Source organism: Variovorax paradoxus (assembly GCF_022009635.1).
Classification (GTDB): Bacteria; Pseudomonadota; Gammaproteobacteria; order Burkholderiales; family Burkholderiaceae_C; genus Variovorax.
Window position 1 is genome coordinate 410,800 of record NZ_CP091716.1, and the last position, 22,457, is coordinate 433,256.

At 64.2% G+C, this 22,457-nt stretch carries 18 protein-coding genes and 2 pseudogenes; 14 read left to right on the forward strand and 6 right to left on the reverse strand.

The window, feature by feature from the left end; all coding sequences use genetic code 11:
- Positions 1-5 precede the first annotated feature (5 nt).
- The 5 genes from L3V85_RS02040 to L3V85_RS02060 all read left to right on the forward strand — a co-directional run bounded on the left by L3V85_RS02040 (position 6) and on the right by L3V85_RS02060 (position 8,073).
- The gene (locus L3V85_RS02040) at positions 6-1,376 is read left to right on the forward strand and encodes a DotU family type VI secretion system protein (RefSeq protein WP_237677770.1); all 1,371 of its coding nucleotides are present in this window, start codon (positions 6-8) and stop codon (positions 1,374-1,376) included.
- Complete coding sequence (gene tssM / locus L3V85_RS02045; RefSeq protein WP_237677771.1) at positions 1,376-5,035, forward strand: type VI secretion system membrane subunit TssM; 3,660 nt, start codon at positions 1,376-1,378, stop codon at positions 5,033-5,035. Before L3V85_RS02040 ends, tssM begins: the two co-directional genes overlap by 1 nt.
- 1 nt (position 5,036) lies before the next feature.
- Positions 5,037-5,750 carry a type VI secretion system-associated protein TagF gene (tagF, locus tag L3V85_RS02050; RefSeq protein ID WP_237677772.1) on the forward strand — a complete coding sequence of 238 codons (714 nt, stop codon included), beginning with the start codon at positions 5,037-5,039 and terminating at the stop codon, positions 5,748-5,750.
- Positions 5,751-5,781: 31 nt separating this feature from the next.
- A complete protein-coding gene (locus L3V85_RS02055; protein WP_237677773.1) occupies positions 5,782-7,695 on the forward strand; it encodes a serine/threonine protein kinase in 1,914 nt (637 codons plus the stop codon).
- 78 nt (positions 7,696-7,773) lie between these two features.
- Entirely contained in the window at positions 7,774-8,073 is a 300-nt protein-coding gene (locus L3V85_RS02060; RefSeq protein ID WP_237677774.1) for a hypothetical protein, read from the forward strand.
- Between the two features lie 36 nt (positions 8,074-8,109).
- On the opposite strand, the gene L3V85_RS02065 is transcribed toward L3V85_RS02060, so the two are convergent.
- The 5 genes and pseudogenes from L3V85_RS02065 to L3V85_RS37435 all read right to left on the reverse strand — a co-directional run bounded on the left by L3V85_RS02065 (position 8,110) and on the right by L3V85_RS37435 (position 12,676).
- Positions 8,110-8,448, reverse strand: a complete 339-nt coding sequence (locus L3V85_RS02065) for a hypothetical protein (RefSeq protein ID WP_237677775.1) — start codon at positions 8,446-8,448, stop codon at positions 8,110-8,112.
- Between the two features lie 50 nt (positions 8,449-8,498).
- Positions 8,499-9,917, reverse strand: a pseudogene (locus tag L3V85_RS02070) (YifB family Mg chelatase-like AAA ATPase); the annotation flags it as partial.
- Positions 9,918-10,410: 493 nt separating this feature from the next.
- Positions 10,411-10,770: a c-type cytochrome gene (locus L3V85_RS02075; RefSeq protein WP_237677776.1), complete on the reverse strand. Its 360-nt coding sequence runs from the start codon at positions 10,768-10,770 to the stop codon at positions 10,411-10,413.
- A 54-nt stretch (positions 10,771-10,824) separates the two neighbouring features.
- Complete coding sequence (locus L3V85_RS02080; RefSeq protein ID WP_237677777.1) at positions 10,825-12,135, reverse strand: type II toxin-antitoxin system HipA family toxin; 1,311 nt, start codon at positions 12,133-12,135, stop codon at positions 10,825-10,827.
- Positions 12,113-12,676, reverse strand: a complete 564-nt coding sequence (locus tag L3V85_RS37435) for a helix-turn-helix domain-containing protein (RefSeq protein ID WP_337250110.1) — start codon at positions 12,674-12,676, stop codon at positions 12,113-12,115. Before L3V85_RS37435 ends, L3V85_RS02080 begins: the two co-directional genes overlap by 23 nt.
- Between L3V85_RS37435 and L3V85_RS02090 the strand changes: the two are divergent.
- Positions 12,593-13,063: pseudogene (locus tag L3V85_RS02090) on the forward strand (IS701 family transposase); the annotation flags it as partial. The gene L3V85_RS37435 and the pseudogene L3V85_RS02090 sit on opposite strands and share 84 nt — an antisense overlap.
- Positions 13,064-13,882: 819 nt before the next feature.
- Here the strand turns inward: L3V85_RS02090 and L3V85_RS02095 are convergent.
- Positions 13,883-14,311: a hypothetical protein gene (locus L3V85_RS02095; RefSeq protein WP_237677779.1), complete on the reverse strand. Its 429-nt coding sequence runs from the start codon at positions 14,309-14,311 to the stop codon at positions 13,883-13,885.
- Between the two features lie 1,106 nt (positions 14,312-15,417).
- On the opposite strand from L3V85_RS02095, the gene L3V85_RS02100 reads away from it, so the two are divergent.
- The 8 genes from L3V85_RS02100 (at position 15,418) to L3V85_RS02135 (ending at position 22,447) form a co-directional block, all read left to right on the forward strand.
- Positions 15,418-15,636: a hypothetical protein gene (locus L3V85_RS02100; RefSeq protein ID WP_237677780.1), complete on the forward strand. Its 219-nt coding sequence runs from the start codon at positions 15,418-15,420 to the stop codon at positions 15,634-15,636.
- A gap of 242 nt (positions 15,637-15,878) precedes the next feature.
- Positions 15,879-16,412: a hypothetical protein gene (locus L3V85_RS02105; RefSeq protein WP_237677781.1), complete on the forward strand. Its 534-nt coding sequence runs from the start codon at positions 15,879-15,881 to the stop codon at positions 16,410-16,412.
- A gap of 135 nt (positions 16,413-16,547) precedes the next feature.
- Positions 16,548-17,381 (forward strand): metallophosphoesterase, encoded by an 834-nt coding sequence (locus L3V85_RS02110; protein ID WP_237677782.1) that lies wholly within the window; start codon positions 16,548-16,550, stop codon positions 17,379-17,381.
- A 139-nt stretch (positions 17,382-17,520) separates the two neighbouring features.
- Complete coding sequence (locus L3V85_RS02115) at positions 17,521-18,021, forward strand: hypothetical protein (RefSeq protein WP_237677783.1); 501 nt, start codon at positions 17,521-17,523, stop codon at positions 18,019-18,021.
- A gap of 133 nt (positions 18,022-18,154) precedes the next feature.
- Positions 18,155-18,505 (forward strand): hypothetical protein, encoded by a 351-nt coding sequence (locus L3V85_RS02120; RefSeq protein ID WP_237677784.1) that lies wholly within the window; start codon positions 18,155-18,157, stop codon positions 18,503-18,505.
- Positions 18,506-18,515: 10 nt separating this feature from the next.
- The gene (locus L3V85_RS02125; RefSeq protein WP_237677785.1) at positions 18,516-18,962 is read left to right on the forward strand and encodes a hypothetical protein; all 447 of its coding nucleotides are present in this window, start codon (positions 18,516-18,518) and stop codon (positions 18,960-18,962) included.
- Between the two features lie 489 nt (positions 18,963-19,451).
- Positions 19,452-20,567 (forward strand): IS5 family transposase, encoded by a 1,116-nt coding sequence (locus tag L3V85_RS02130; protein ID WP_237680478.1) that lies wholly within the window; start codon positions 19,452-19,454, stop codon positions 20,565-20,567.
- A 326-nt stretch (positions 20,568-20,893) separates the two neighbouring features.
- Positions 20,894-22,447: a hypothetical protein gene (locus L3V85_RS02135; RefSeq protein ID WP_237677786.1), complete on the forward strand. Its 1,554-nt coding sequence runs from the start codon at positions 20,894-20,896 to the stop codon at positions 22,445-22,447.
- The last annotated feature ends 10 nt before the right edge of the window (positions 22,448-22,457 follow it).

Sequence of the window (22,457 nt, forward strand, 5' to 3'; positions counted from 1 at the left end):
ACTCTATGAACGGTGTGAACGACATGGCCGTCGGCGCGGGAGGCTTCGTGCCGCCGAATCCAGGAGGCGGCGCCGCTGCTGCTGACATGGGCGGCATGCCCGCCGCGCAGCGCGGAATGGGCGCGCAGCCCGAATCCTTCACCGCATGGCACGACGCACGGCGCCCGCATGCGGGTGACACAGCCCTCGCGGGCAACAACCCGCTGGTGGCGGCCGCAAATCCGCTGCTTGACCTGATTCCGCAGATCCGCGCGACCGGCCACCATCCCGCGCCCGCGCAATTGCGCGAGCACCTGGTCGACGAAGTGCGCCGCTTCGAGACGCGCGCGCAGCAGGCGGGCATTGCGCCCGAGGTGATCATCGGCGCGCGCTACTGCCTGTGCACCGCGGTGGACGAGGCCGCCGCGCTCACGCCGTGGGGCGGCAGCATCTGGTCGTCGCAGAGCCTTCTGGTGATGTTCCACAACGAGACCTGGGGCGGCGAGAAATTCTTCCAGCTGCTGTCGCGGCTGGTACAGAACCCGCAGCAGCACCTGCATCTGATCGAGCTCATCTACTTCTGCCTGGCGCTGGGCTTCGAGGGGCGTTTTCGCGTCATCGACAACGGACGCTCGCAGCTCGAGACGCTCAAGCAGCGGCTGCTGCAGATCATCCGGCAGACGCGCGGCGAAATCGCCGTGCCGCTGTCGCCGCACTGGCAGGACGCGAGCGCGCCGGTACGCCGCACGCGCAACTGGCTGCCGGTGTGGGCCGTGGGCGCGGTGGCGGCGGTGCTGCTTCTGGTGGCGTTCGCGCTGCTCACCTTCAACCTGGCGGGCACGTCCGATGGCGCCTTCGCGGCCGTCAACGCGGTGCGGTTGCCGCAGACCGCGCGCGCCGTGGTCATGCCCGCGCCGACACCGCGCCTGCAGCGTTTCCTGGAGCCCGAGATCCGTGACGGCCTGCTGACCGTGCGCGACGAGGCTGACCGCAGCGTGGTGGTACTGCGCGGCGACGGCCTGTTCGCATCCGGCTCCGACCGCGTGCTCGACCGCTATGCGCCGGTGCTCGCGCGCGTGGCCGACGCGCTGAACGCCGTCGAAGGCAATGTGCTGATCAGCGGCTTCAGCGACGACCAGCCGATCCGCAGCGTGCGCTTTCCTTCCAACTGGCAGCTCTCGCAGGCCCGCGCCGATGCGGTCAAGAAGATGATCGCCACGCGCCTCGCACGTCCCGAGCGCCTGCGCGCCGAAGGCCGCGGCGATGCCGACCCGCTGGTGCCCAACGACTCGCCGGCCAATCGCGCGCGCAACCGCCGCGTCGAGGTCACGCTGCTGGTGGCGCCGGTGGCGGGCGTGCCCGCGCCCGCGCCACAACCGCAGGGAGGAGCCCGCTGATGCTGCGCGCCATCTTCCGTTTTCTTATCGGCCGCGATCTCTGGGTGTTCCTGGGTCTGGTCGCGCTCGCGTTCCTGATCTGGATCATCGGCCCCGCGATCGCGGTGGGCCGCTACCGTCCGCTCGAGGACGAGATCGTGCGCATCGCCGTCATCGCGCTGATGTTCGCGATATGGCTCGCGCGGCTGGTCTACCGCAAGTGGCGCGAGCGCCGCCTCAACGCGCAGCTGCTGAACCAGTTGCGCACGCCCTCCAAGAAAGAGAAAGAGGCCAAGCCGGAGGACGCGCCCGAGATCAAGGAGCTGCAGAGCGGCTTCACCGACGCCACGGCCATCCTCAAGAACATGCGCTTCGGGCAGGGCGCCGACGGCAAGCCCGCGAGCCGCTTCTCGGTGTTCGACCGGCAGTACCTGTACCAGCTGCCCTGGTACATCTTCATCGGCGCGCCGGGCTCGGGCAAGACCACGGCGCTGGTCAACTCCGACCTCGACTTCCCGCTGGCCGACCAGCTCGGCAAGGCCGCGGTGCGCGGCATCGGCGGCACGCGCAACTGCGACTGGTGGTTCACCAACGAAGCCGTGCTGATCGACACCGCCGGGCGCTACACCACGCATGAAAGCAACCGCGAGACTGACGAAGGCGAGTGGAAGGGCTTCCTCGAACTGCTGAAGAAGTTCCGCCCGCGCCAGCCGATCAACGGCGCGATCCTCACCATCAGCATCGCCGACCTGCCGCTGGCCGACGACGCGCAGCGCGCGCGCCATGCGATGGCGCTGCGCAAGCGCCTGCTGGAGCTGCGCAACGACTTGGGCATCGACTTCCCGGTGTACGTGCTGGTCACCAAGACCGACTTGCTCGCGGGCTTCAACGAATACTTCGGCTCGCTGGGCCGCGCCGAGCGCCAGCAGGTGTGGGGCTTCACCTTCCCCATCGAGGGAAACGCCGCGAACAAGGCGGCAAAGGGTGCGGCGCCGCTGAAAGGCGGTGACCTGCGCGAACGCTTCCACCAGGAATACAGGCTGCTTCACCAGCGCCTCGACGAACGCTTGCCCGAGCTGCTGGCGGCCGAGCCCGATCCGATGCGGCGCGCGCAGGCCTACCTGCTGCCGCAGCAGTTCGCAAGCTTCGAGGACATCCTCGGCACCTTCCTGGCCGATGTGTTCAACCCGTCGAAGTTCGAGGCCGCCTCGATGCTGCGCGGCGTGTACTTCACCAGCGGCACGCAGGAGGGCACCGCCTTCGACCGCGTGATGGGCGCCATCAAGCGCTACCTGCAGGTCAACGCGCCGCCCGCGCCGCCGCCGGGCCCGGGCAAGAGCTACTTCCTGAAGGAGCTGCTGCAGCAGGTGATCTTCCGCGACGCGGGCGTGGCCGGCACCAACCTGCGCTGGTACCGGCGCAAGCGCGCCATCGACATCGCGGGCTACAGCGTGATCGGTGTGCTGCTGGTGCTGTTCCTCGGCGCCTGCGTGAACAGCTGGCGCAACAACAAGGACTACGTGGCCGAGGTCGACGGCAATGCCAAGGCCTTCAACAAGGCGGCCGCGCGCGGCGAGCTGCCGACGGTGGTCGATTCGGGCGGTGACATCGCGAGTTCGCTGCTCATCCTCGACCGGCTGCGCGACCTGCCGAAGTCGAGCCACTTCGACGTGAGCGATCCGCCGCTGTCGTACCGCTTCGGCCTCTACCAGGGCGAGAAGCTGCAGGCCGCGACCGATGGCGTGTATCAGCGCGCGCTCGAAACCGTGCTGCTGCCGCAGGCCGCGCAGCGCGTGGAGCAGTCGCTGCGCGAGGCCTCGAAGAACGACGCCGAATACAGCTACGAGGCGCTCAAGGCCTACCTGATGCTGTTCGACGCCGAACGCTACGACGCCGACTTCCTGCAGGCCTGGCTGTTGAGCGACGTCGACCGCAAGATCGGGGCGTCGCTCACGCGCGAGCAGCGCACCAACCTCGAGTCGCACCTGAAGGCGCTGTTCGCCGGCCGCGTGCTGACCTCGCCCTTCGCGAAGGACGAGCGCCTCATCACGCAGACGCGCGAGCGCCTGGCCGGCGTGCCGCTGGCGCAGCGCTCCTATGCGCGGCTGCGGCGCATATTGCTGCAGACCAGCCCGCCCAATGCCTTCTCCATCGCCGAGGCGGGCGGGGCCGAGTCGGCGCTGGTGATCCGCCGCGCGAGCGGCAAGCCGCTGACCGACGGCATCCCCACGCTCTTCACCTACCGCGGCTACTGGGACATCTTCGACAAGCGCATGGCCGAGACCACGCTGTCGCTGGAGCAGGAAGACCGCTGGGTGCTGCAGATCCGAGCGCCGGGCATCGCCGACATCACCTCGCGCGAACTGCTGCTGCGCGAAGTGCGCAGGCTCTACCTCACCGACTACATCCGGGTGTGGGACGAGTACCTCACCGACATCCGGCTGGCCGACAGCCGCTCGCTGCTGCAGAGCATCCAGATGACGCGCGTGCTCTCGACCTCGGAGTCGCCGATGTCGCGCATCATCCGCGGCGCCGCGCGCGAGACTGACCTGCTGCGCAACCACGACGAGGCCGCGCGCGGCCTGCTCGACCAGGCGCAGAACCGCGTGGCCAGCACGCGCGAGCGCATCGAGCAGCTCATCGGCCAGCCCGACGGCAGCCAGCGCCGCAATGCGCGGGTGGACCGGCCCGAGTCGCTGGTGGACAACCACTTCGAGCCGCTGCGCCGCATGGTGACCGCGCCCAAGCAGGGTGGGCAGGCGCCCATCGACGCGACCGCCGCGCTCATCAACGAGCTCTACACCTTCCTCACCGCCACCGACACCGCGCTGCGCAGCGGCAACATCCCGCCGTCGAGCGATGCCGTCACCAAGGTGCAGGCCGAGGCGGGGCGCCTGCCGGTGCCGTTCCAGGGCATGCTGAACGACCTGTCGGCCACCGCGTCGTCGAAGGCGGCGGCGGTGACGCGGCAGAACATCGGGCAGAGCGCGGCCGCCAGCATCGGTTCGTTCTGCAACCAGGCGATCGCGGGGCGCTACCCGTTCTCGCGCGGATCGAACCGCGACGTGGCCTCGGGCGACTTCGCGCAGCTGTTCGCGCCGGGCGGGATGATGGATGACTTCTTCCAGAAGAACCTCATCACCCAGGTCGACACCTCGGTCAACCCGTGGGCCTTCAAGCGCGGCGTGGACGGCAGCGCCGCTGGGCGCTCGGCCTACCTCGATTCCTTCCAGAAGGCGCAGGCGATCCGCGACGTGTTCTTCTCGGGCATGGCGGGCGGGCGCACGCCGTCGTTCACGCTCGACATCCGCCCGGAGGACATGGACGCCGCGCTCACGCAGTTCACGCTCGACATCGACGGCCAGACGGTGCGCTACGCGCACGGCCCGCAGGCGCCCAGTACCGTCAAGTGGCCAGGGCCGCGCAACAGCAACCAGGTGCGCCTGCAGGTGACCACCGCCAACGGCACGCCGGCCGGCGGCATCGTGACCGAAGGGCCGTGGGCGCTGCACCGCCTGTTCGACAAGGCTTCGATCTCTTCGGGCAGCTCGCCCGAATCCTTCAACGCGACCTTCGACCTGCAGGGCAAGAAGGTGGTGCTGGCGGTGACGGCCAACAGCGTCTACAACCCGCTGCGGTTGCCGCAGATGAACAGCTTCTCCTGCCCAGGGAAGTCCTGACATGAACAGCAGCATTCCCCCGCAGGCCTGGGTGCCCGTCGACGAACAGATCGGCTGGTACGGCAAGCTGCCCGCCGCCGGCGATTTTCTCTACCGCCGCATGCCGCGCGAGCTGCAGGCCTGGTGGGACCGCTGGATGCAGAACGGCCTGGGCAGCTTCAAGCGCTGGCCCGATGCCATGACGCGCCACTACGCCGTGGCGCCGGTATGGAACTTCGCGATTCCCGCGACGCAGGGCGTCGATGCCGTGCAGTTCGGTTGTCTTGCGCCGAGCTGCGACCGCGTGGGCCGCTACTACCCGGTGTGCGTCACGCTGCAGGTGGCCGCGCGCAACTATCGGCCGTCGGTGCTCGAGGGCTCGGCCGCGTGGTACTGGCAATGCGGCAGCGCGCTGTTGCAGGCCATTCGCCACGGCGTGGCGCCGGACCAGTTCGACGGGCAGGTGCTGGCCGCGGGCCGCGCCGGCTTCCAGACCGCCAGCGGCGGCTCGGACGACATTCTCTCGATCCTCGGACCTACAGCCGGTGGCGCGAGCGCCCAGCAGCGGCTCGGCTGGCCGGAGCTTCCACTGTGCTTCGACCCGTTGGGCAGCACCAGCTACTGGTGGACCAACCAGGCCGACGGTTCGCCGTTGCGCACCGCGGCCCATGGCGGCGGGCTCAACACACCGCTGTTTTCCAAGTTGTTTTCGCAGGGGCATGTGCCATGGGCATGAAGAGCCGCCATCCCGCAGGAGAAGAAGAAGCATGAGCACCACGCACGGCACCGCAAGCACGGCGCTCGACACGCCGCCTGACGAACGCCCGCACCCGTTGGAGGTGGGCCACCGGCTCGATGAATTCGAACTGCTCGAGGTGATCGGCGAGGGCGGCTTCGGCATCGTCTACCGCGCCTACGACCATTCGCTGCAGCGCGAAGTCGCCATCAAGGAATACATGCCGTCGATGCTCGCGCGCCGCGTGGGCGACGACAGCGTGCTCGTGCGTTCCGAGCGCCTCACGGCCACCTTCCAGGCAGGGCTGCGCAGCTTCATCAACGAGGCGCGCACCCTCGCGCAGTTCAGCCATCCCGCGCTGGTGCGCGTGCATCGCTTCTGGGAGGCCAACTCGACCGCCTACATGGCGATCCAGCTCTACAAGGGCCGCACCCTGCGGCGCCTTGCCGAAGACGAGCCCGGGCGCATCAACGAGGCCTGGCTGCTCGGCATGCTGGGGCCGCTGCTGGGCGCACTCGAGACGCTGCACCGCAGCCAGTGCTTTCACCGCGACATCGCGCCCGACAACATCTTCATCCAGCCCGACGACCTGCCGGTGCTGCTCGACTTCGGCGCGGCGCGCAAGTCGATTGCCGACCTGGTCGACGAGGTGGCGGTGATGGTGAAGTCGGGCTACTCGCCCATCGAGCAATACGCCGACGACAACACCCTGCTGCAAGGCGCATGGACCGACCTGTATGCGCTGGGCGCGGTGCTGTACCGTGCAGTTACCGGGCATCCACCGCCCTCGGCCGTGGTGCGCAGCGTGCAGGACGCCTACGTGCCGCTGTCGTCGATGGGACGGGGCGACCTGAGCCCCGGCTTCTGCGCCGCCGTCGATCACACGCTGGCCGTGCACAGCAAGGATCGCACGCAGACCGTGGCCGCCTTCGCCGCCGAACTGGGGCTGGTGAAGCTCGGCGACATCTATGTGAGCGGCATGGGCGTGCCGGCGGTGATCATTCCCGCGGCACCCGTGTCGGCGGTGCCGCCGCCTCCGCCGCTGGCGCCGCAGCAGTTTTCGCCGATGTCGGCTCCGGTGCCGCTGGAGCCTGTGCCGGTGGCCGCCGTGGAAGCGGCGCCGACACCGACCGCCAAGAAGACGCAGAAGGCCGCCGCGCGACGGCCGCGCTGGGGCCTGGTGGGCGTGCTGGTCATCGCACTCGTGGCCGTGGGTTGGTGGATCGGCATGCGCCTGACTTCGGGCATGAAGCAGCAAGACACAACCACCGCGATGGTGCCGGTGCCACCGCCGGCTTCGCCTATGTCGAGCAACACCTCGCCGCCCGCGGTGATGCCCGCCGCGCCAGCCGCCGATGCGGGTGCGCCAGCTGCCGCGCCCGTCGCGGATGCGGTGCCTCCTTCAGCGCCTGCCGGGACGACAGTCGCTGGCGCTGCGCCTGCACCCGCGGCTGGTGCACCGGCAACGCCCGCCACGGGACCGCTGACCCCCATCGAGAATGTGCCGGTCAACCCGCCAGTCACGACACCGGTCGATCCAGCGCTTGCGACCGCCGAGGCGGAAGACTGGAGCCTGGCCCAGGCAGAAAACACGCGCGAAGGCTACGAGGCGTACCTGCGCCGCTATCGCCGCGGTCCGCACGCCCGGGATGCGCGCAATGCAATTGCGGAACTGAATCGGCTGTCGCCGCCCACGGTGCCCGCTGCACCGGACGGGACCGCCGCCGCGCCGGGCATGGGCCGCGTGGTGCTCAACATCCGCCCGTGGGGCCAGGTTTTCGTCGACGGCGCGGACCGCGGCGTGAGCCCGCCGCTCAAGTCGCTGCCGCTGCGCCCCGGCATCTACAACATCGAGGTGCGCAATGGCGACCTCGAGGTGTACCGGCAGCGGGTGACGGTGCAGGACAGCAAGTCGGCGCCTGTGGTGAGTCACGAGTTCAAGTAGCAGTCGGTCGCTCGGCGCTCGCGCTCGAATGCCAGAATGAGGTGATGCACCGGCAGCCGGTGCGATAAAGGGAGTTTGATGAGATTCGTTCGCTGGCCTGCCGGTTTGATTCCGGTTGCACTTGTCGGTTGCTTCGCCGCAGCTGAGCCCACCAAGGTTCATATTTTTCCGAACCTTTATCAGCTTGGCGACATCAAGTCTGAGCTCGCCACGCACGTTGTAGATGAAGTGGTTCGGCTCAAGCCAAGCGGGGTTTTGATCATGGCTTGCCGGGCCACGCGCCCGGAAAAGATCATTCAGTTCGAAAGAGAGCTGCAAGCGCGGCACGAAGTAAAACTGACATTGACCCTCATGGATGAAGGATGCCCGTCCGCCTGATCTTTGTCGCGCTTGCGCGCGCTGCTATCGCCGAGCCTAATCTTTAGCGAATCTGGCGTAGACCGGCAAAGCGATGACGATGCTCAAAACGAGAAGAAGCACCTCATAAGTCGCAAGTCCCAGCCAGAACTTGAAAGGTTCCTGCCGTCTGAAGACCCGGTATCCGCCGCCGATGACTCCCGTTCTTATCGCGCAACACGGGTACCACACCGGCAATATGACCCAGCACATGAGTGCGACTGCATAGAAGGCGTCTGACCAGAAGCTGGGTTCCAGCACCGTTGCGGCGATCGGCAGGAAGAGACCGCTCATCAACATGCCGGCTGAAATCCAGTTGAAGGTGAGGGATCGGTCTGTCGGTCTGAGGGGCTGCATCGTTTGATGCTACTGGCCTGTTGAGTGCGGGCCGTGAATGCGCGGCCAATTCACGCGATCCCGCGCAGCGCCCGCCGATACTGCACAGCCTCCGCCAGATGCTCGACCTGCACCGCCTCCGCCGACCCCAGATCAGCGATCGTGCGCGCCACCTTCAGCGCGCGGTGCGTGCTGCGCGCCGACCAACCCAGCTTGGCTGCCGCGTTGAACATGAACTTGCGTGCGGCATCGTCGAGCCCCGCGTGCTTGTCGATCGCGCTGCCCTGCAGCGACTGGTTGGCGTAGCCCTGCCGCTGCATCGCGCGCTCGCGTGCCACGATCACCCGACTGCGGATGCTTTCCGTCGATTCGCCGGGAGGCGCATCGAGCAACTGCTGCGCCGACACCGCGGGCACTTCGATGTGCAGGTCGATGCGGTCCAGCAGCGGGCCGCTGAGCTTGCCCTGGTAGCGCGAGATCTGGTCGGGCGTGCAGCGGCAGGCTTTTGATTTGGTGGAGCCCAGGTAGCCGCAAGGGCAGGGGTTCATCGCGGCGATCAACTGGAAGCGCGCCGGAAATTCGGCGCTCCGCGCGGCGCGGGCGATGGTGATGGTGCCGGTCTCCAGCGGCTCGCGCAGCGCCTCCAGCGCCGAGCGGGCGAACTCGGGGAACTCGTCCAAAAACAGAACGCCGTGGTGTGCACGCGAGATTTCTCCGGGCCTCGGCGGAGAGCCGCCACCTACGAGCGCCACCGCGCTGGACGTGTGGTGCGGCGCGGAAGTAGGCCGCAGCATCCAGCGCTCCGTCGCGAAGCGGCCGCCCAGGCTGGCCACGGCCGCGCTCTCCAGTGCCTCGTCGATGCTCATTGCCGGCAGCAGCCCCGCGAAGCGCTGCGCGAGCATCGACTTGCCCGAGCCCGGCTCGCCCATCATCAGCAGGCTGTGGCCGCCGGCGGCGGCGATTTCCAGCGCGCGCTTGGCGCCCGCGTGCCCCTTGACGTCGGCCAGGTCGGCGTAGCGGGGCGCGCTCGCACCGGGCGCGGCATGAACGCGTGCCCAGCCGTCTGGCGGCGGATCGGGCCACTGCGAGGCGGCCTCGGTGTCGACCACGAACTGCCGCACCACATCGAGCAGGTGCCTGGCGCCGTAGACCTCGCTACCGGGCACCAGCGCGGCTTCATGCGCACTGTCCAGGGGCAGCACCAGCCGCGTGGCCACGCCGCGGGTGTGCAGGGCCAGCGCCATCGCGAGGGCGCCGCGCACCGGCCGCAGCTCGCCTGAAAGAGACAGCTCGCCCGCGAACTCATGCCCGGCCAGCCTGGCGTTGTCGATCTGCCCGCTGGCCGCGAGGATGCCCAGCGCGATCGGCAGATCGAAGCGTCCGGAGTCCTTCGGCAGGTCCGCGGGCGCGAGATTCACGACGATCTTCTTGTTGTTGGGGTACTCCAGCCCCGCGTTCTGGATGGCCGATCGCACCCGTTCGCGTGGTTCGTGTCAACAAAGTGCGGTTTAAGTCAACATAAAGCGGTCGCAGTACAACATGGTGCGGTCATGTTGCCCACTGTGGACGGACTGGAGCGTGGTCACTGCGGTGAGTTCGACTTTTCGCGCATCCGTGCCGAGCTGCGCGCGGAGCGGGCGATGGCGCTCCTGCCTGACGGAGCTCTCGGCTAACAATCTGGTTCGCGTCGGCAATCGCAAGATGGCCGAGCCGCACTAATGACCTGACCATCGCCTTGTAACTGATGCCCAACCGGAGGGATAGTTGATAGACGATCGCTGGAGGCCGGAGGTGGCTGCGAGATCAATTTTTTTGCCGCATCGTCGCGGTAACCAGCCAGGCTGGTGCGAGGAGAGCATCTGCAAACTGGTTCGCCTGTTGCTCCGCCATTGCCGCATTCCGGCCCACATCCACAGTGACATCGGACGTACTCTCGTGTCCCAGCGCGAAGTGTCCCAGTTGCCTCTCCAGTTCTTACACGACCTACCTGTGCGAAGACACGGCGCCCGTGCACTGAGGCGTCTCATCCGCATGCTTGAGGTAAACAATCAGGTCCGCACGGTCCGCAGGATCGGGCACGCCGTCGTAGGTCATCGCGGTGCCGGGCACCATGGCCAGGGGCTTGACCAGGAACCTGTCGAGCGTCTTGTCGTTCCAGACGATCTTGGACCTCTTCATCGCTTCCGAATAGCCGAACCCGGGCACGCTGCCGGCCAGCCGGCCGAACAGGCCGCAGTGCCTGGGGCCGACGCGGTCGACGGCCAGCGCGTGACAGGCCAGGCATCGCGCATAGACCTGCTCGCCGCGTACCGCGTCGGGCAAGGCCGATGGCTTTGGCGCCAAACTTTTAGGCTCGCATGCGCACGTAGCAGACCCCTCGCGAGCAACTGAGGAGGCCTACGGCTTCGGACGTCGTGGGAGCGTGGCCGCTGCTGCTGCGACAAACTCGTCATGCGCCTGAAAAGCCGATTCCAGAATCAGCACTTCCGATCGAGCAATACCGATGCGTTGTGCGACTTCTTGCCACTCATTCACTGCAGCAACAACCTCGTTGATGATGTCAGCCGCCTCCAGCGGGGACAGTTCGTAAAACTCAGCAGTCGAAAGTGTCAGATCAAGACTAGGCCTGTTGTCCATGTCGTCAATGTTCAGGACATGCTCGGCCTTGTCGATGTTTGGATTTACATCGAAAGCTGGCGCCAGGCGCCAACCGCCCTCCCCGAGGATGAATCCATGGTTGCGCAGGTGGTCGTCCCGATTTCCGATCGCTACGTTGAACGCGACGCGCCGGAAGAGCTGTCTGAGGTCCTGCTGCACGCTTGCGTGGTCACCCTGAACTCGCAGAAACTGAGCAAGCTCGAGATAGCTGGAGCCTTCGCTCTGGTCTTTTCGAAGCATGGTCATGGCGGAAGCGTAGAACCGTCGATTGCCACCTTCCCGGTCAAAACGCTTGACGCAAAAAGTGTGAAAGACGTTGTTCAGCCGAACGAGTTTTGCTTCCGGCACGTCGACGCCTGCGCTTCTCGCCAACTCGTGAGCGACGTACTCCCACGCCCCGATGTCTCTGTCGTCGTCACGAGCGGGAAACTTGCCGATCCACAAGGATCCGTCACTCTCTGTGAAGTTCGCCTTCGGTCGCGCGCCGCCGAGCGATGCGCCAGGCGCCACCAACACTGCCAGCCACTTGCGCAGAGCGTCCAAATTGTCGATCCGACGGCTGGTCAGCTCGTACGCCACGGCTTCAAGTTCACTCAGAGATGTGACTGGCGGTGCCGCCATGGTTTCGTTCCCCAGGAACTCAGTGGTTCCGGGCCGACGGAAGCGCAAGGCTCCCTGGCGGGTCTGGTCCTGGACGCCGATCTGAAAGTCCCAGGCGTAAAGAGAACGCACGGGCCGACCTTCGTCGCGTGAGACGAGAGCTTCGCGGCGCTTCATGAGGGTCTGCCCCCAGCGGTCTGGGGACGAGTCGAGGAATACCCCAAAGTTGCCGGTTTCGGCACGTGGGAAAAAAGTGCTTTCGTCGAGCGAAAGGTCAGGGTCCAGGGCGAATGCGCGGCCACCGCGGAGCCACGCCTCGTTGTATCGGAAACGGACTTGGCCGCGATCATGCGACAGCGTCCCCACCTGACACGCAGGTGCAAGATCGCTGTCCAGCCAGACCTCTAGCTCTTCTGTTTGGACGGCTCTAGGGGTTTTTGGGGACTTCATTCTGCTTTCGATGTCCAGCCGTCTGCATTGCAAGATCTTGGAGTTTTCGCCCGACTCGGTCATCCGACGCCAGCGCCTCAAAATCCTTGTCCAGCCCGAGCACTGCCAAAACGCGCAAGCAGGTGCCCATCGTCACGGCGCCTTCGCCGGTCTCCAACTTGTAAAGCGTTGTCCGCGAAATGCCGGCGCGCCCCGCCACGGTCGTGCTGCTGAGCTTGCGGCGCAGACGGGCAAGCTTGATGCGTTCGCCAAGCTGCGAAAGGATCTTTCGTTCGGAAGGAAAAAGGACGGGCGGAACTCCAGGCATGATGCGTATTCTAGACGGCGAAGCGAAGTTATGTCCAAAATGATGAACACTTCGCCTGTCTTCTGATTCCCGCTCTAGACCGGTGAAACTGGAGTTTGGTGTCCTCGTGCGCCCCCTTGTTAGCGCCAGTGCAATCGAGATCAGCGGTGCCAGTGGGTGATGCCCAAGATGGACTTCAGCCAAGGCGGCTGGTGGATCATCGACGACACCGGGTTCCCGAAGAAAGGTCGCCATTCGGTCGGTGTCACGCGCCAGTACTGAGGGACGCTGGGCAAGCAGGACAACTGCCAGGTGGCCGTCAGCATCTCCCTAGCAAGCAACCAGGGCAGCCTGCCCGTGGCTTGGCAGCTGTACCTGCCCGAGGACTGGGCGGCGGATTCTGAACGCCGCGCCAAGGCCGGCGTTCCCGATGAAGTGCGATTCGCCACGAAGACGCAGATCGCGCTGCAGCAATTGCGCACCCTGCTGGAGGAAGGCGCGCTGCGCCACTGCGTGCTGGCCGATGCTGGCTACGGCGTGGACAACGCTTTTCGTCAGGCGCTCAGCGACATGGGCTTGCTCTATGCGGTAGGTGTCACATCTGCCGTTGTGGTCTGGCCATCTGGCGTTCAGCCGCTGCCATGTTGCATATGCTCGTCATAGCGGTGCAGTGCCTCTTCAATCGGGTCGGTCCGACGTCTGTCTGTCACGATCCCGGAGTTCCCAAGAACTACTCTCAGGTGTTGTAGTGCAGCTCGAACTTGGTGGCGACAACGATGCGCTAGGGCCGGGCAAGTACAGCGTGGCAAATGCTCATCGATGAACCTGGCGATCGCGTGATCGAGGTCATCCAACGGATGACGACATCGATGAATCCATCGCGCGAAGTGCGCGAGGCAGCAGAGGTACGACCTCGCCGTGTTGGGCGCATAGCGCCGCTCGGTCAAGTAGCGCCAATAGGCAGGTACTGACGGCGCAAGTGCGCTCGAGCGAAGCCATGACGCGGCCGTCGGATGAAGAGTATCAAAAGCATTCATGATCGTCTCCTGAGGTGGGGTTGACACCGCAGGAGACTGTGGTAAATCAAAAGAGCGTGAGAAGAAATGCCCTGTTTCTGGGGCTCTTCCTCAACAGAGCACGAGAATAATTCAGTAGACGATGAAAATATTTTGATATTTCTCAAATGAAACCCTTCAAAAATATTTGATCTTTCTACGCACCGAATTTTGCGTGTTCTCAGCTTCGGATGCTTGCATTTTTTGCTAAATCCGTTCCGCGTGCTGGTCGACTGCTGGACGTTGCTCCACTCCGCGGTAGTGCGCTTGTCAAACCAGCGGTTGTGGCTAGGCCGGCCAGATGAGCGAGCAAGCCGCCGCGTGCGAAGCACCGAATGGCGAACTGAGAAAAGTGAAACTATGGCGACGCCGGATGACACTGCGCGTGAATGCGGAATCTCCGATCTCAGAACAGCCGCAGGTCTGCACCCCGGTAGACCTCGCGCAAGCCATGCGCTTCGTAGAGTTTGAGCTCGTATGCCAGTTGCGCATCGAGAAGACAACCTTCCATTTCCTCAACCTGGAAGAAGCCCAGCACGGCGGCGTTCAGTACGCCCGTAGGCAGGTGCTCGCCTCGCCGCTTAGCTACTTCCTGGAAGGCGGTGCCAACGTGGCGGTAGATCTCCAGGATGCGGGCGTCCGCGGTCTTCGCCGTGGGTGCCATCCCGTCGCCCGCAACAGCCGCGTGGCACCGGAATCCGTCCACGATCAGTGGGCCGGCCGCCGCTTCGGCTTGCTCGAGCAGGTTGCAGGGCTCCGGCCTCGGGCCCGCCGGCAGCGCAGTACCTCCGCGGCTTTCCCATCTGGGTTCTGTCCGTGCCGCGTCGAGGCTCACTCCTCCGGCATCGACCGATGCTCCTCGCGATCGGGACTGGGCTGCTGGCGTGGGCCTGAAGCGTCGCCGGAACAGCCACGCCCTCCCAATGATCGCAATGCCCAAAGCCCCTAGCGCGACGGCCGTGGCCGGTGAGTCCCCTGAGCCGCCGCGACACCGGCTGTTGGTGGCATCTGCGCGCTCGAGAAGCGACTTCGGCGGCAGGGCGGGCCTCGGGGCTGGGGTGGACTGGGCCGCTGCGGGAAGGGCGACCACTGTCGGAATGGCAGGGAGCGTGCACCGCATGGAGGCCGCGGCAAAGCGCACGACAAAAGCAGCCAAGCTAATGTGCGGAGCTCGACCGGCGAGTGATACAGCGCCCAATTGAATCGGCTTCTTTCCCTCCGGTTTCCGCGGCAACTGCAGATCAATCAGGCGCGGTTGCATAACTTGAATTCAGGGCGAGCCACCCTTTGTCGGTACATCGGGTCGGTGCAAATTTATGGTCTCGCTAAGGGCTGATTTCTAACGAACGGCGGCGTGTTCGCGAGCACTGGGACCTCAGCCCAGCTGGACGCTGAGAAGGCGACACCTTCGCAGCGAGTGCATCTTGCATACCGCTGGCACTGTTCGGGGCTGAGTCCTGCCACTTCATCGTCATCAAGGACGCGATGAATCCAGCTGCACCAGGTGCATTTCACGTACTCAAAATCGCCTGCGTTCTTCATGCTCCGATTGTCCTGTGGCAGATACCCGTCCCCAAGGAATTCTTCCTTCGTGACCTGGGTTTGGTCTCTTGGGATCCTCCTGATGCGCGAGGCTTCATTCTCCTTGCATCGCCCCGGGGCGATTCACCTTTTGAGTCCCCCTACTGCGCAGGAACTCTGTAAGCGGACTGTCACTTCACCTTGGGAACTGAATCGCATTCTTCTAAGGAACGTACCTTGACCTGACCGCCCCCTGGGCGGCGAGCACAGCAACTCGTCGCATACCGGCATGAGACAAACCTGTGGGCTGATAGCCGCTAGGAGCAGTCATTGGGCGGTAAGCGCTTGCCAGTGGTTGAGGCTGTAGTCGATCGCCTTGGCCGTCGCGCTGCAGTCAGACACGTGGCCCGCGTCTTTGCCGTGACCTGGTTCATCAGCACAGCGAGGGCTGCGCAGTTACCGGAACTGATGCTGGCCAGTGGCGCCACGCTGGCCGCGATGATGGGCATTGCCGGCCTGGTCAGACCGGTCCAGGTGGTAGGACGAGTAATCGAGTTCACCTTTCTCAAGCGAACGCACCTGGCCCGGCGGTCAGGATTCCATGAAAAGCAAAACAAAGGCGGTCCGAGCTGCATTTAGACGTCAAGCAGACATTAAGGGTACTGCCTTCAACTTGCCTGTTCTGAATGGTCTCAATAGACTGCATCGCGTCGGCCGAGTGCATCTCCTACCAGCACTCAAGGTTGTCTAACGACGAGGAATTTCATCAATGACCTTCTTCTCCTTCCCCGTCATAGCTTAAGGTCTTCTGAGCGTTCCATGACCTCGACGGTGTTGGAGCCTTCAGAGGGGAGAGACCAACAGATACGAGTCAGGGGTTCATGACCATGACGATGCCAGATGAGCGACTGAGAGCACTCGGCGAGATGCGGAACTTGCTGTTGGAGATCAGTGATCCTGCGTTGCATGTCCCGACATTCAGGATGTCGATCCCCATGCCATGGGCATCGCCGCGTGCCAGAAGTCTGTTGGGTTACTACCCGCTGCTTATCCAGCTGTCTGAAGCGGCCCAGCTAGAAATCTCGCAGCGGGAGTGGTTGACCGATTGCTGGATCGACCCATCGCATCTGAATGCGGGTATGCCCGGCGAGAACGGTGATCAAGGAGCGTCACTTCCGAAAGCTCGCCTGCTGGCCTTCGCTGATTCAGGAAACCTGCTTCGCGAAATCACTGATGCTTCTGAACTCAGCACCGCAGCCAATGCGGACGAGCTACGCCGTTGCATCAAGTTTGTCCTGCGGCATTTCCCCGAAGAATGGCAGCTCAAGAATGCGGCACGAAGTCCACAGCCGCTGAGGAACTGGATTAGGTTCGAGACCGTGCCAGAGTGGTGGGGTGACCCACCGAGAGGATAACGTTCCAATGGATATGCAAGGTGCTCGGCCGCAGATACAAGGGCGATTTCCTCGCCTGGCCACGCAGAGAAAATGCTCCGCGAGCGAAGTGCCGCCCCACGATGTTCCCGACCACCTCTTCGGCGAACGCTTGAAATGAAGTTGCTGATCTTGTCGGACCTTCACTCGGACTCACACCCGTTCGAGATCAGTTCCTCCCTCGACTATGACGTGGCGATCTTCGCCGGGGACATCCTCGAGCCCGGCCGCAGCGTGGCGAAATGGCTCCGAAATCCCGTGCGCGTCGGACCGGACAAGCCCGCAATCCAAATCGCTGGCAATCATGAGTTCTACGACACCATCATGGGCGATGAGCTGAAACTCATGCGCGCCAACGCGAAGCAACACAACGTCCATTTTTTGGATTGCGACGAGGTCGTGATCGACCGGGTACGCTTTCTCGGCTGCACCTTGTGGACCGACTTCAAGCTTCGCATCGACCACCAAGGCTTTCCAGGCGAGCCCGTTCGAATGCTTTCTGATCGGGGCCGAGGAATGGCGGAGGCGTTGAAGTACACGGAGGATTACCGCTCGATCCGCCACCAGCCGCCAGGCAGCATGGTCTCGGAAGTAGTCCTGCGGTTGACACCTATGGACACCCTGAGTATTCATCGACGTCATCGCAATTGGCTGCGACGTAAGCTCGTTGAGCCCTTCAACGGGCGAACAGTGGTGATCACACACCACGCGCCACACCGGAACTCGCTGGCTGCGAGATTTGCAGAGGACTGGGCATCGACCGCTTTCGTCAACGAGATGCTTCCCGAATTCTTCGAGAGGCCTGTGCTTTGGGCTCACGGGCATACGCATGACAGTTTCGACTACTCGGTCGGTGACTGTCGTGTCGTGTGCAATCCTCGGGGTTACATGAACTGGCATGGCGAACCAGAGAACAAGGTCTTCAACCCGGGGCTGGTCATAGAGGTCTGAAGGTACCGCCGGTGGACGCGATGCGGCCTCGGTGTACACAGGCGTAGTGGGCTGACATGCCTGCTGTGCCGAGGGCCAACCTGGAGGATTTTTTGGTTGGGGCCAAGGCGTCGAAAGTATCAGCAGACAGGAGAAACAGATGAGCGGAGCAAACTCGCAAAAGCCACACGATGTTCCTGTGCCGACGGTGATGAACTCACCCGCACCCGCGTCGCAGCTTCAAACGGCGCTGACGATCCAGGACAGGATGCAAGCCGACGCACGTCAGGCTGTCATGTCTTCGGGTCATTGGCTTGGCGTTGCCGAGGTGGCGACCTTGGCGCGCTGTACCCAGGCGGAGGCAAGCGCGCAAACGATTCAATGGGAGCGCGCGGGCCGGATTTTCGCGATCGAGACCGAACAGGGGCATCTTTTTCCCGACTACGGCTTTGACCCCGACAACGGCTATCGACCACGAGCGAGCCTGAAGAGAGTGCTCGACGTCTTTTGTGGCTCGAAGACGGCATGGGGCATGGCTTACTGGTTCATGTCGATCAACAGTTACCTGGGGGGCCGACGGCCTCAGGACGTACTCCTCGCGGATCCGGATCGGGTTGTCTTAGCGGCGAGAGATGAAATCCAAGGTGTCTTGCATGGTTAGGCTGCGTTTCCCGGCTGGCGGAAATGCCGTCTTCGGTGCCAGACAGGCTAAAAGCGTGTCTTCCTGGCGGGAGCTTGCGTTTCGGCTGTGCGTGTTCGCCTGGCAATGTCTCTGATCCAACCGGAGAACTTGAATGACGGTCATTGAAGTCGAGTTCCTGAACTTCAGGCTAGCGCCGTCGATCGACGCTCAGCCTGTGGTGACGCTCTCCATTTGGCGAGTGTTCGAGCACATGGGCCACCGTCAGCTCGTGGGAGTCTTGGACAACGGCGCGGTTCGTATGACGTCTCCGGTCGTCGACCTCGATGGCCAAGCTCGGACGTTGACGACGACGTCGGGGCGTGTTTACTCGCTGACCGCGCCACCGATCGAGGACAATTTGCTCAGACAACTGCTCGAAGCGCGCGTGATACACAGCGGCTTGATTGGTGCGATGGATGTGAGCGACCTCATCTGGGAACCCTTCAAGACGGCCGAGCATTGATCTCTTTGTGATGAAGCATCCAACGCAGCCGCGCCAAGAGCGCCCGGCACCAGACGCAAGGCAGCACAGTGATGTGCCGGCTGGCGGCGCTGCGGCACCTTCGCAGCAGGGACCGAGCAAGCGCCGCAGTGGACTACCGAGGCTGGCTCATGACGTTAGTCAACTGCCGGTGAAAGATGTGGCGGCATTCGTGGTGGAGTTGGCAAGGGCTCACGGTGTTGTCTACAGGCGGACGCAGCTTGAAGAGTTTGCTGAGGCCATCACGCGGCTGGCTGATGATGACGGGCGGCTGGATGCCACGGGCAAGCTCCTCGCTGCGTTGCGCAAGAAGGCCGTCATCAACGGACCGCAACTCGCCCGCTTGATGACCAACCACATGAATGAGCAGCGGGATGTCGCCCGCGGCTCTCGTAGATCTTCTCTCGGGCCGCCACCTGAGGGTGAGTGCGATTGCTGAATCCTTAAGCAGTCTGGCTACGCGCTTATCGTCGAGTCCATCATTGCATCATCGGTCAATTCGCCGGGCGCTCAAGCTCAACGCACAAAACCTCAGCCGCCAAATGGCCCAGCTGCCGAAGCGACCATTCAATCACTTCAATCTCTTTGAGAGATCGATCTGCGATCCATCCGAAAACCACCTGGTCATAGAAGCCGATCCAGCCTCGCAGACATGAGGCCGATGGATACCTTGGGCAAGCTTCGTAGCGAACTGGCGCCTGATGTCGACTCCGACTACCTTGCGCATGCAACCGTTCTCGAGCGTATCTGGCGATTGCGATACGGGCGGCCTCTACTTTGCCGGACCTAGGCAGCGCCGCCGTCGGCGGCGCTTCGGACATCCTGCTGGCCTAACAGGGTGCTGAAATACCTCTGCAACCGGTCGACGCGTGGCAGCCTTCAACCGTTAGTAGTTGATCCCCGAAAGTTGCAACCCAAGACCCAGACGATGCGCGGAGCCGATACCTTCACCGAGAGCTTGTTCACGATGCGCCGCCTGGAGGACTTCGTACCCGCGAATCATCCGCTGCGCCCCATCCGCACGATGGTCAATGAAGCGCTGCTCAAGATGGATGATTTGTTCGCCGGCATGTACGAGGCCGACATCAAGGGCGGGCGCCCCAGCATCGCTCCAGAGAAGCTGCTGCGCGCCATGCTGCTGCAGATCTTCTTCAGTGTCCGCTCGGAGCGCCAGCTCATGGAGCAGACCCAATACAACCTCTTGTATCGCTGGTTCATCGGCTTGGCCATGGACGATGCGGTCTGGGTTCCCAGCGTCTTCACCAAGAACCGCGAGCGACTGATCGCGCACGACGCGATCATCGAACTGTTCAACCACATCGTCGAAACCGCTGGTTGCAAAGGCTGGCTGTCGGGGGAGCACTTTAGCGTCGATGGCACCCTCATCCAGGCGTGGGCCAGCCACAGGAGCTTCGTGCGCAAGGACGGCGGCGACGATGGCGATGCGGGCAACAACTCGACCAGTAGCACCAGCTTCAAAGGTCAGACCCGCAGCAACGACACCCACGCCTCGCGCACTGATGGCGATGCGCGGCTGTACCGCAAAGGCAAGACCGCGAGCGAGCTGCGCTACATGGGCCATACGCTCTCGGACAACCGCCACGGCCTGATTGCCAACGCAATGGTCACACAGGCTGACGGCTTTGCCGAACGCGAAGCGGCCAAGGTCATGATCAGGGATGCCCGCCAGGCCACCGCCAGTCCGGATGCCGAGGTCACGCTCGGTGCGGACAAGGGCTACGACGCACAGGAGTTCGTCCAGGCATGCCAGAACATGGGCGTGATACCTCACGTGGCCCAGAACACTTCCGGGCGGCGCTCAGCCGTGCCCGATGCCATCGCTGCGAGCGAGGGATATGCGCTGTCGCAGCGCAAGCGCAAGCTCATCGAGCAGGGCTTTGGCTGGGCCAAGACGGTGGGCGGAATTCGTCAGGTGATGGTGCGTGGACTCAAGCGCGTGGACCACCTGTTCGTGCTGACGATGACGGCGTACAACTTGACGCGCATGCGTTCGTTGGGACAACTCCGTTCGCAGGCGCTCTGAGGCAATCAGAGGCTCGCAGAACACCCTCAGATCAGCGAAAACGACTCCCGAAACCGCAACTGACTGCACTATGTGAAAAGCAAGTCTTCGCCGAAGAAGATGGCTCGCTTTGGAGGGGAGTATTTCCGCATCCTGCTAAGCGGGCAGGGCGCTGCGGGTAGTGTTTGCGGGAGGCTGAGGGTCCACGTTGGGTGGCTTGCGCCGCAGACGGTCAATCCACAATAGTGATGATCCGACGGCCGCAGCCTGTGCTTAGAATCGTCGCCAACACGGCCATGGCTTGGCCCCGCGGAGCGATCATGACAGTTAGTGCGACCATCCAGGTCATGACCCTGTCAGGCCTGAAAAGCGAGGACAGAGCGGTCGTGCCGACACAGGCGCTGGCGCGATACTTCGGCGCGTTGGGTGTCGCGCTGAGCTTCCTGCCTAGCCAGGTGCTCGATGAAGACCCCTCACACGACAGCGCGGCGATGGCGGCGTTCTGCGCCAAGCATGCCCCACCCCAAGGCAGCACCAATGCTCCCGCTATTCTCCTGGTGGCCAGCATGCCGCCCGAAGGCGATGGCATCAACGGCCAACTCATGGACCCAACCCGCCGCGGCGCCTGCGTGGTCTACGCGGACTCTTGGGTCTTCAAGTCCTTCGGCCCCGAAGAGCGCTTCGAGGTCTACGTCCACGAGCTCGGCCATTTGCTCAACCTGCTCCATCCTGAGCCGGGCGAAGATCCCAAGCAGGCCATGTCGCAGTTCGGGGAGCGCAACAGAGTCACGAACCGCGCGCAGCTGTGGAGTAACGTCGTCGCCAACGCCGGCCCGAGCTACCGCAGCAAGCTCCGCGCCTTCTTCGGCACCGGTACTGGGGCGCCCATTGGACTGCCGATGTCGCGGGCCTGCTGCGACCTGCTGGAGGGCCGGGACGCCTCCGAGGTGGCCCCGTGGGGTGATCCCTTCGACGACGACAGCCGAGGCGTGAGCGACGACGTTGCCTTCGATCGGCTGGGCTGCACGCTGAAGCTCGAGACCGACCGGCTGCAGGTGGCACAGCCGCTGGACTTCACCGTCAGCCTGCGGCTACGCCGCGGCGAAAAGGCCGGCGACATCCCGGCTGCGCTGGACTTGCGCAGCGGCAACGTGCGAATCGAACTCGCGGGTCCAGACGGTGAGATGCGTCGCTTGCTGCCCGACGCTTATGCCTGCGGTTCCCTGCGCCGGCGCCTGCGTCCCGGGCAGGTGGCGCGACGGCATTATTCGGTGCTGGGCGACAGGATCGGCCTAGCTTTGCCGCGGCCCGGCGAGTATCGCCTGCGGGCCGTACTGCCGGCCTTGGAGGCACAAAGCGCTTGGGCCACCATCTCCGTCCAACCCGCATCGACACGGCTGGCGGAGCTGGTGATGCCGGAGCTTTTGCGCGGTGGTCCGCGCGGCCAGGACGAACAGCATCGGCGCGTCATTGGCGAGATACTGGCCGACTCCGGCCTGCCGGCCAGCAGCCGCGCCTACGCGGCCGTGGTGGGTGCCGCAAGGCAACTCGATGTCCTGCGAGCGCCTGATGGCGCACGTCGTGCACGCCATGGGCAGCGCCCGTGCGCATCACGGGTATCTCTTCGCCAATGGGCGCGCCACGCGCGTGAAGCTGCTCGTGCACGACGGCTTTGGCGTTTGGTGCGCTGCCAGGCGACTGAACTCCGGCCGGTTCATCTGGCCGCGCGAGATCGACGGTACGGCGCCGCTGGCGTTGACGCAGGTGCAGTTCGATGCGCTGGTGGTAGGGCTGCCTTGGCAGCGGCTGCCCGAGATGAGCGTGATCACGCGGCTGTAAGTCGCGGCGTCAAGGACTTTGAAGGCGAGTCTCGCCGTCGCAGGAGCCGCACGGCGCGTTGACAGCACAACC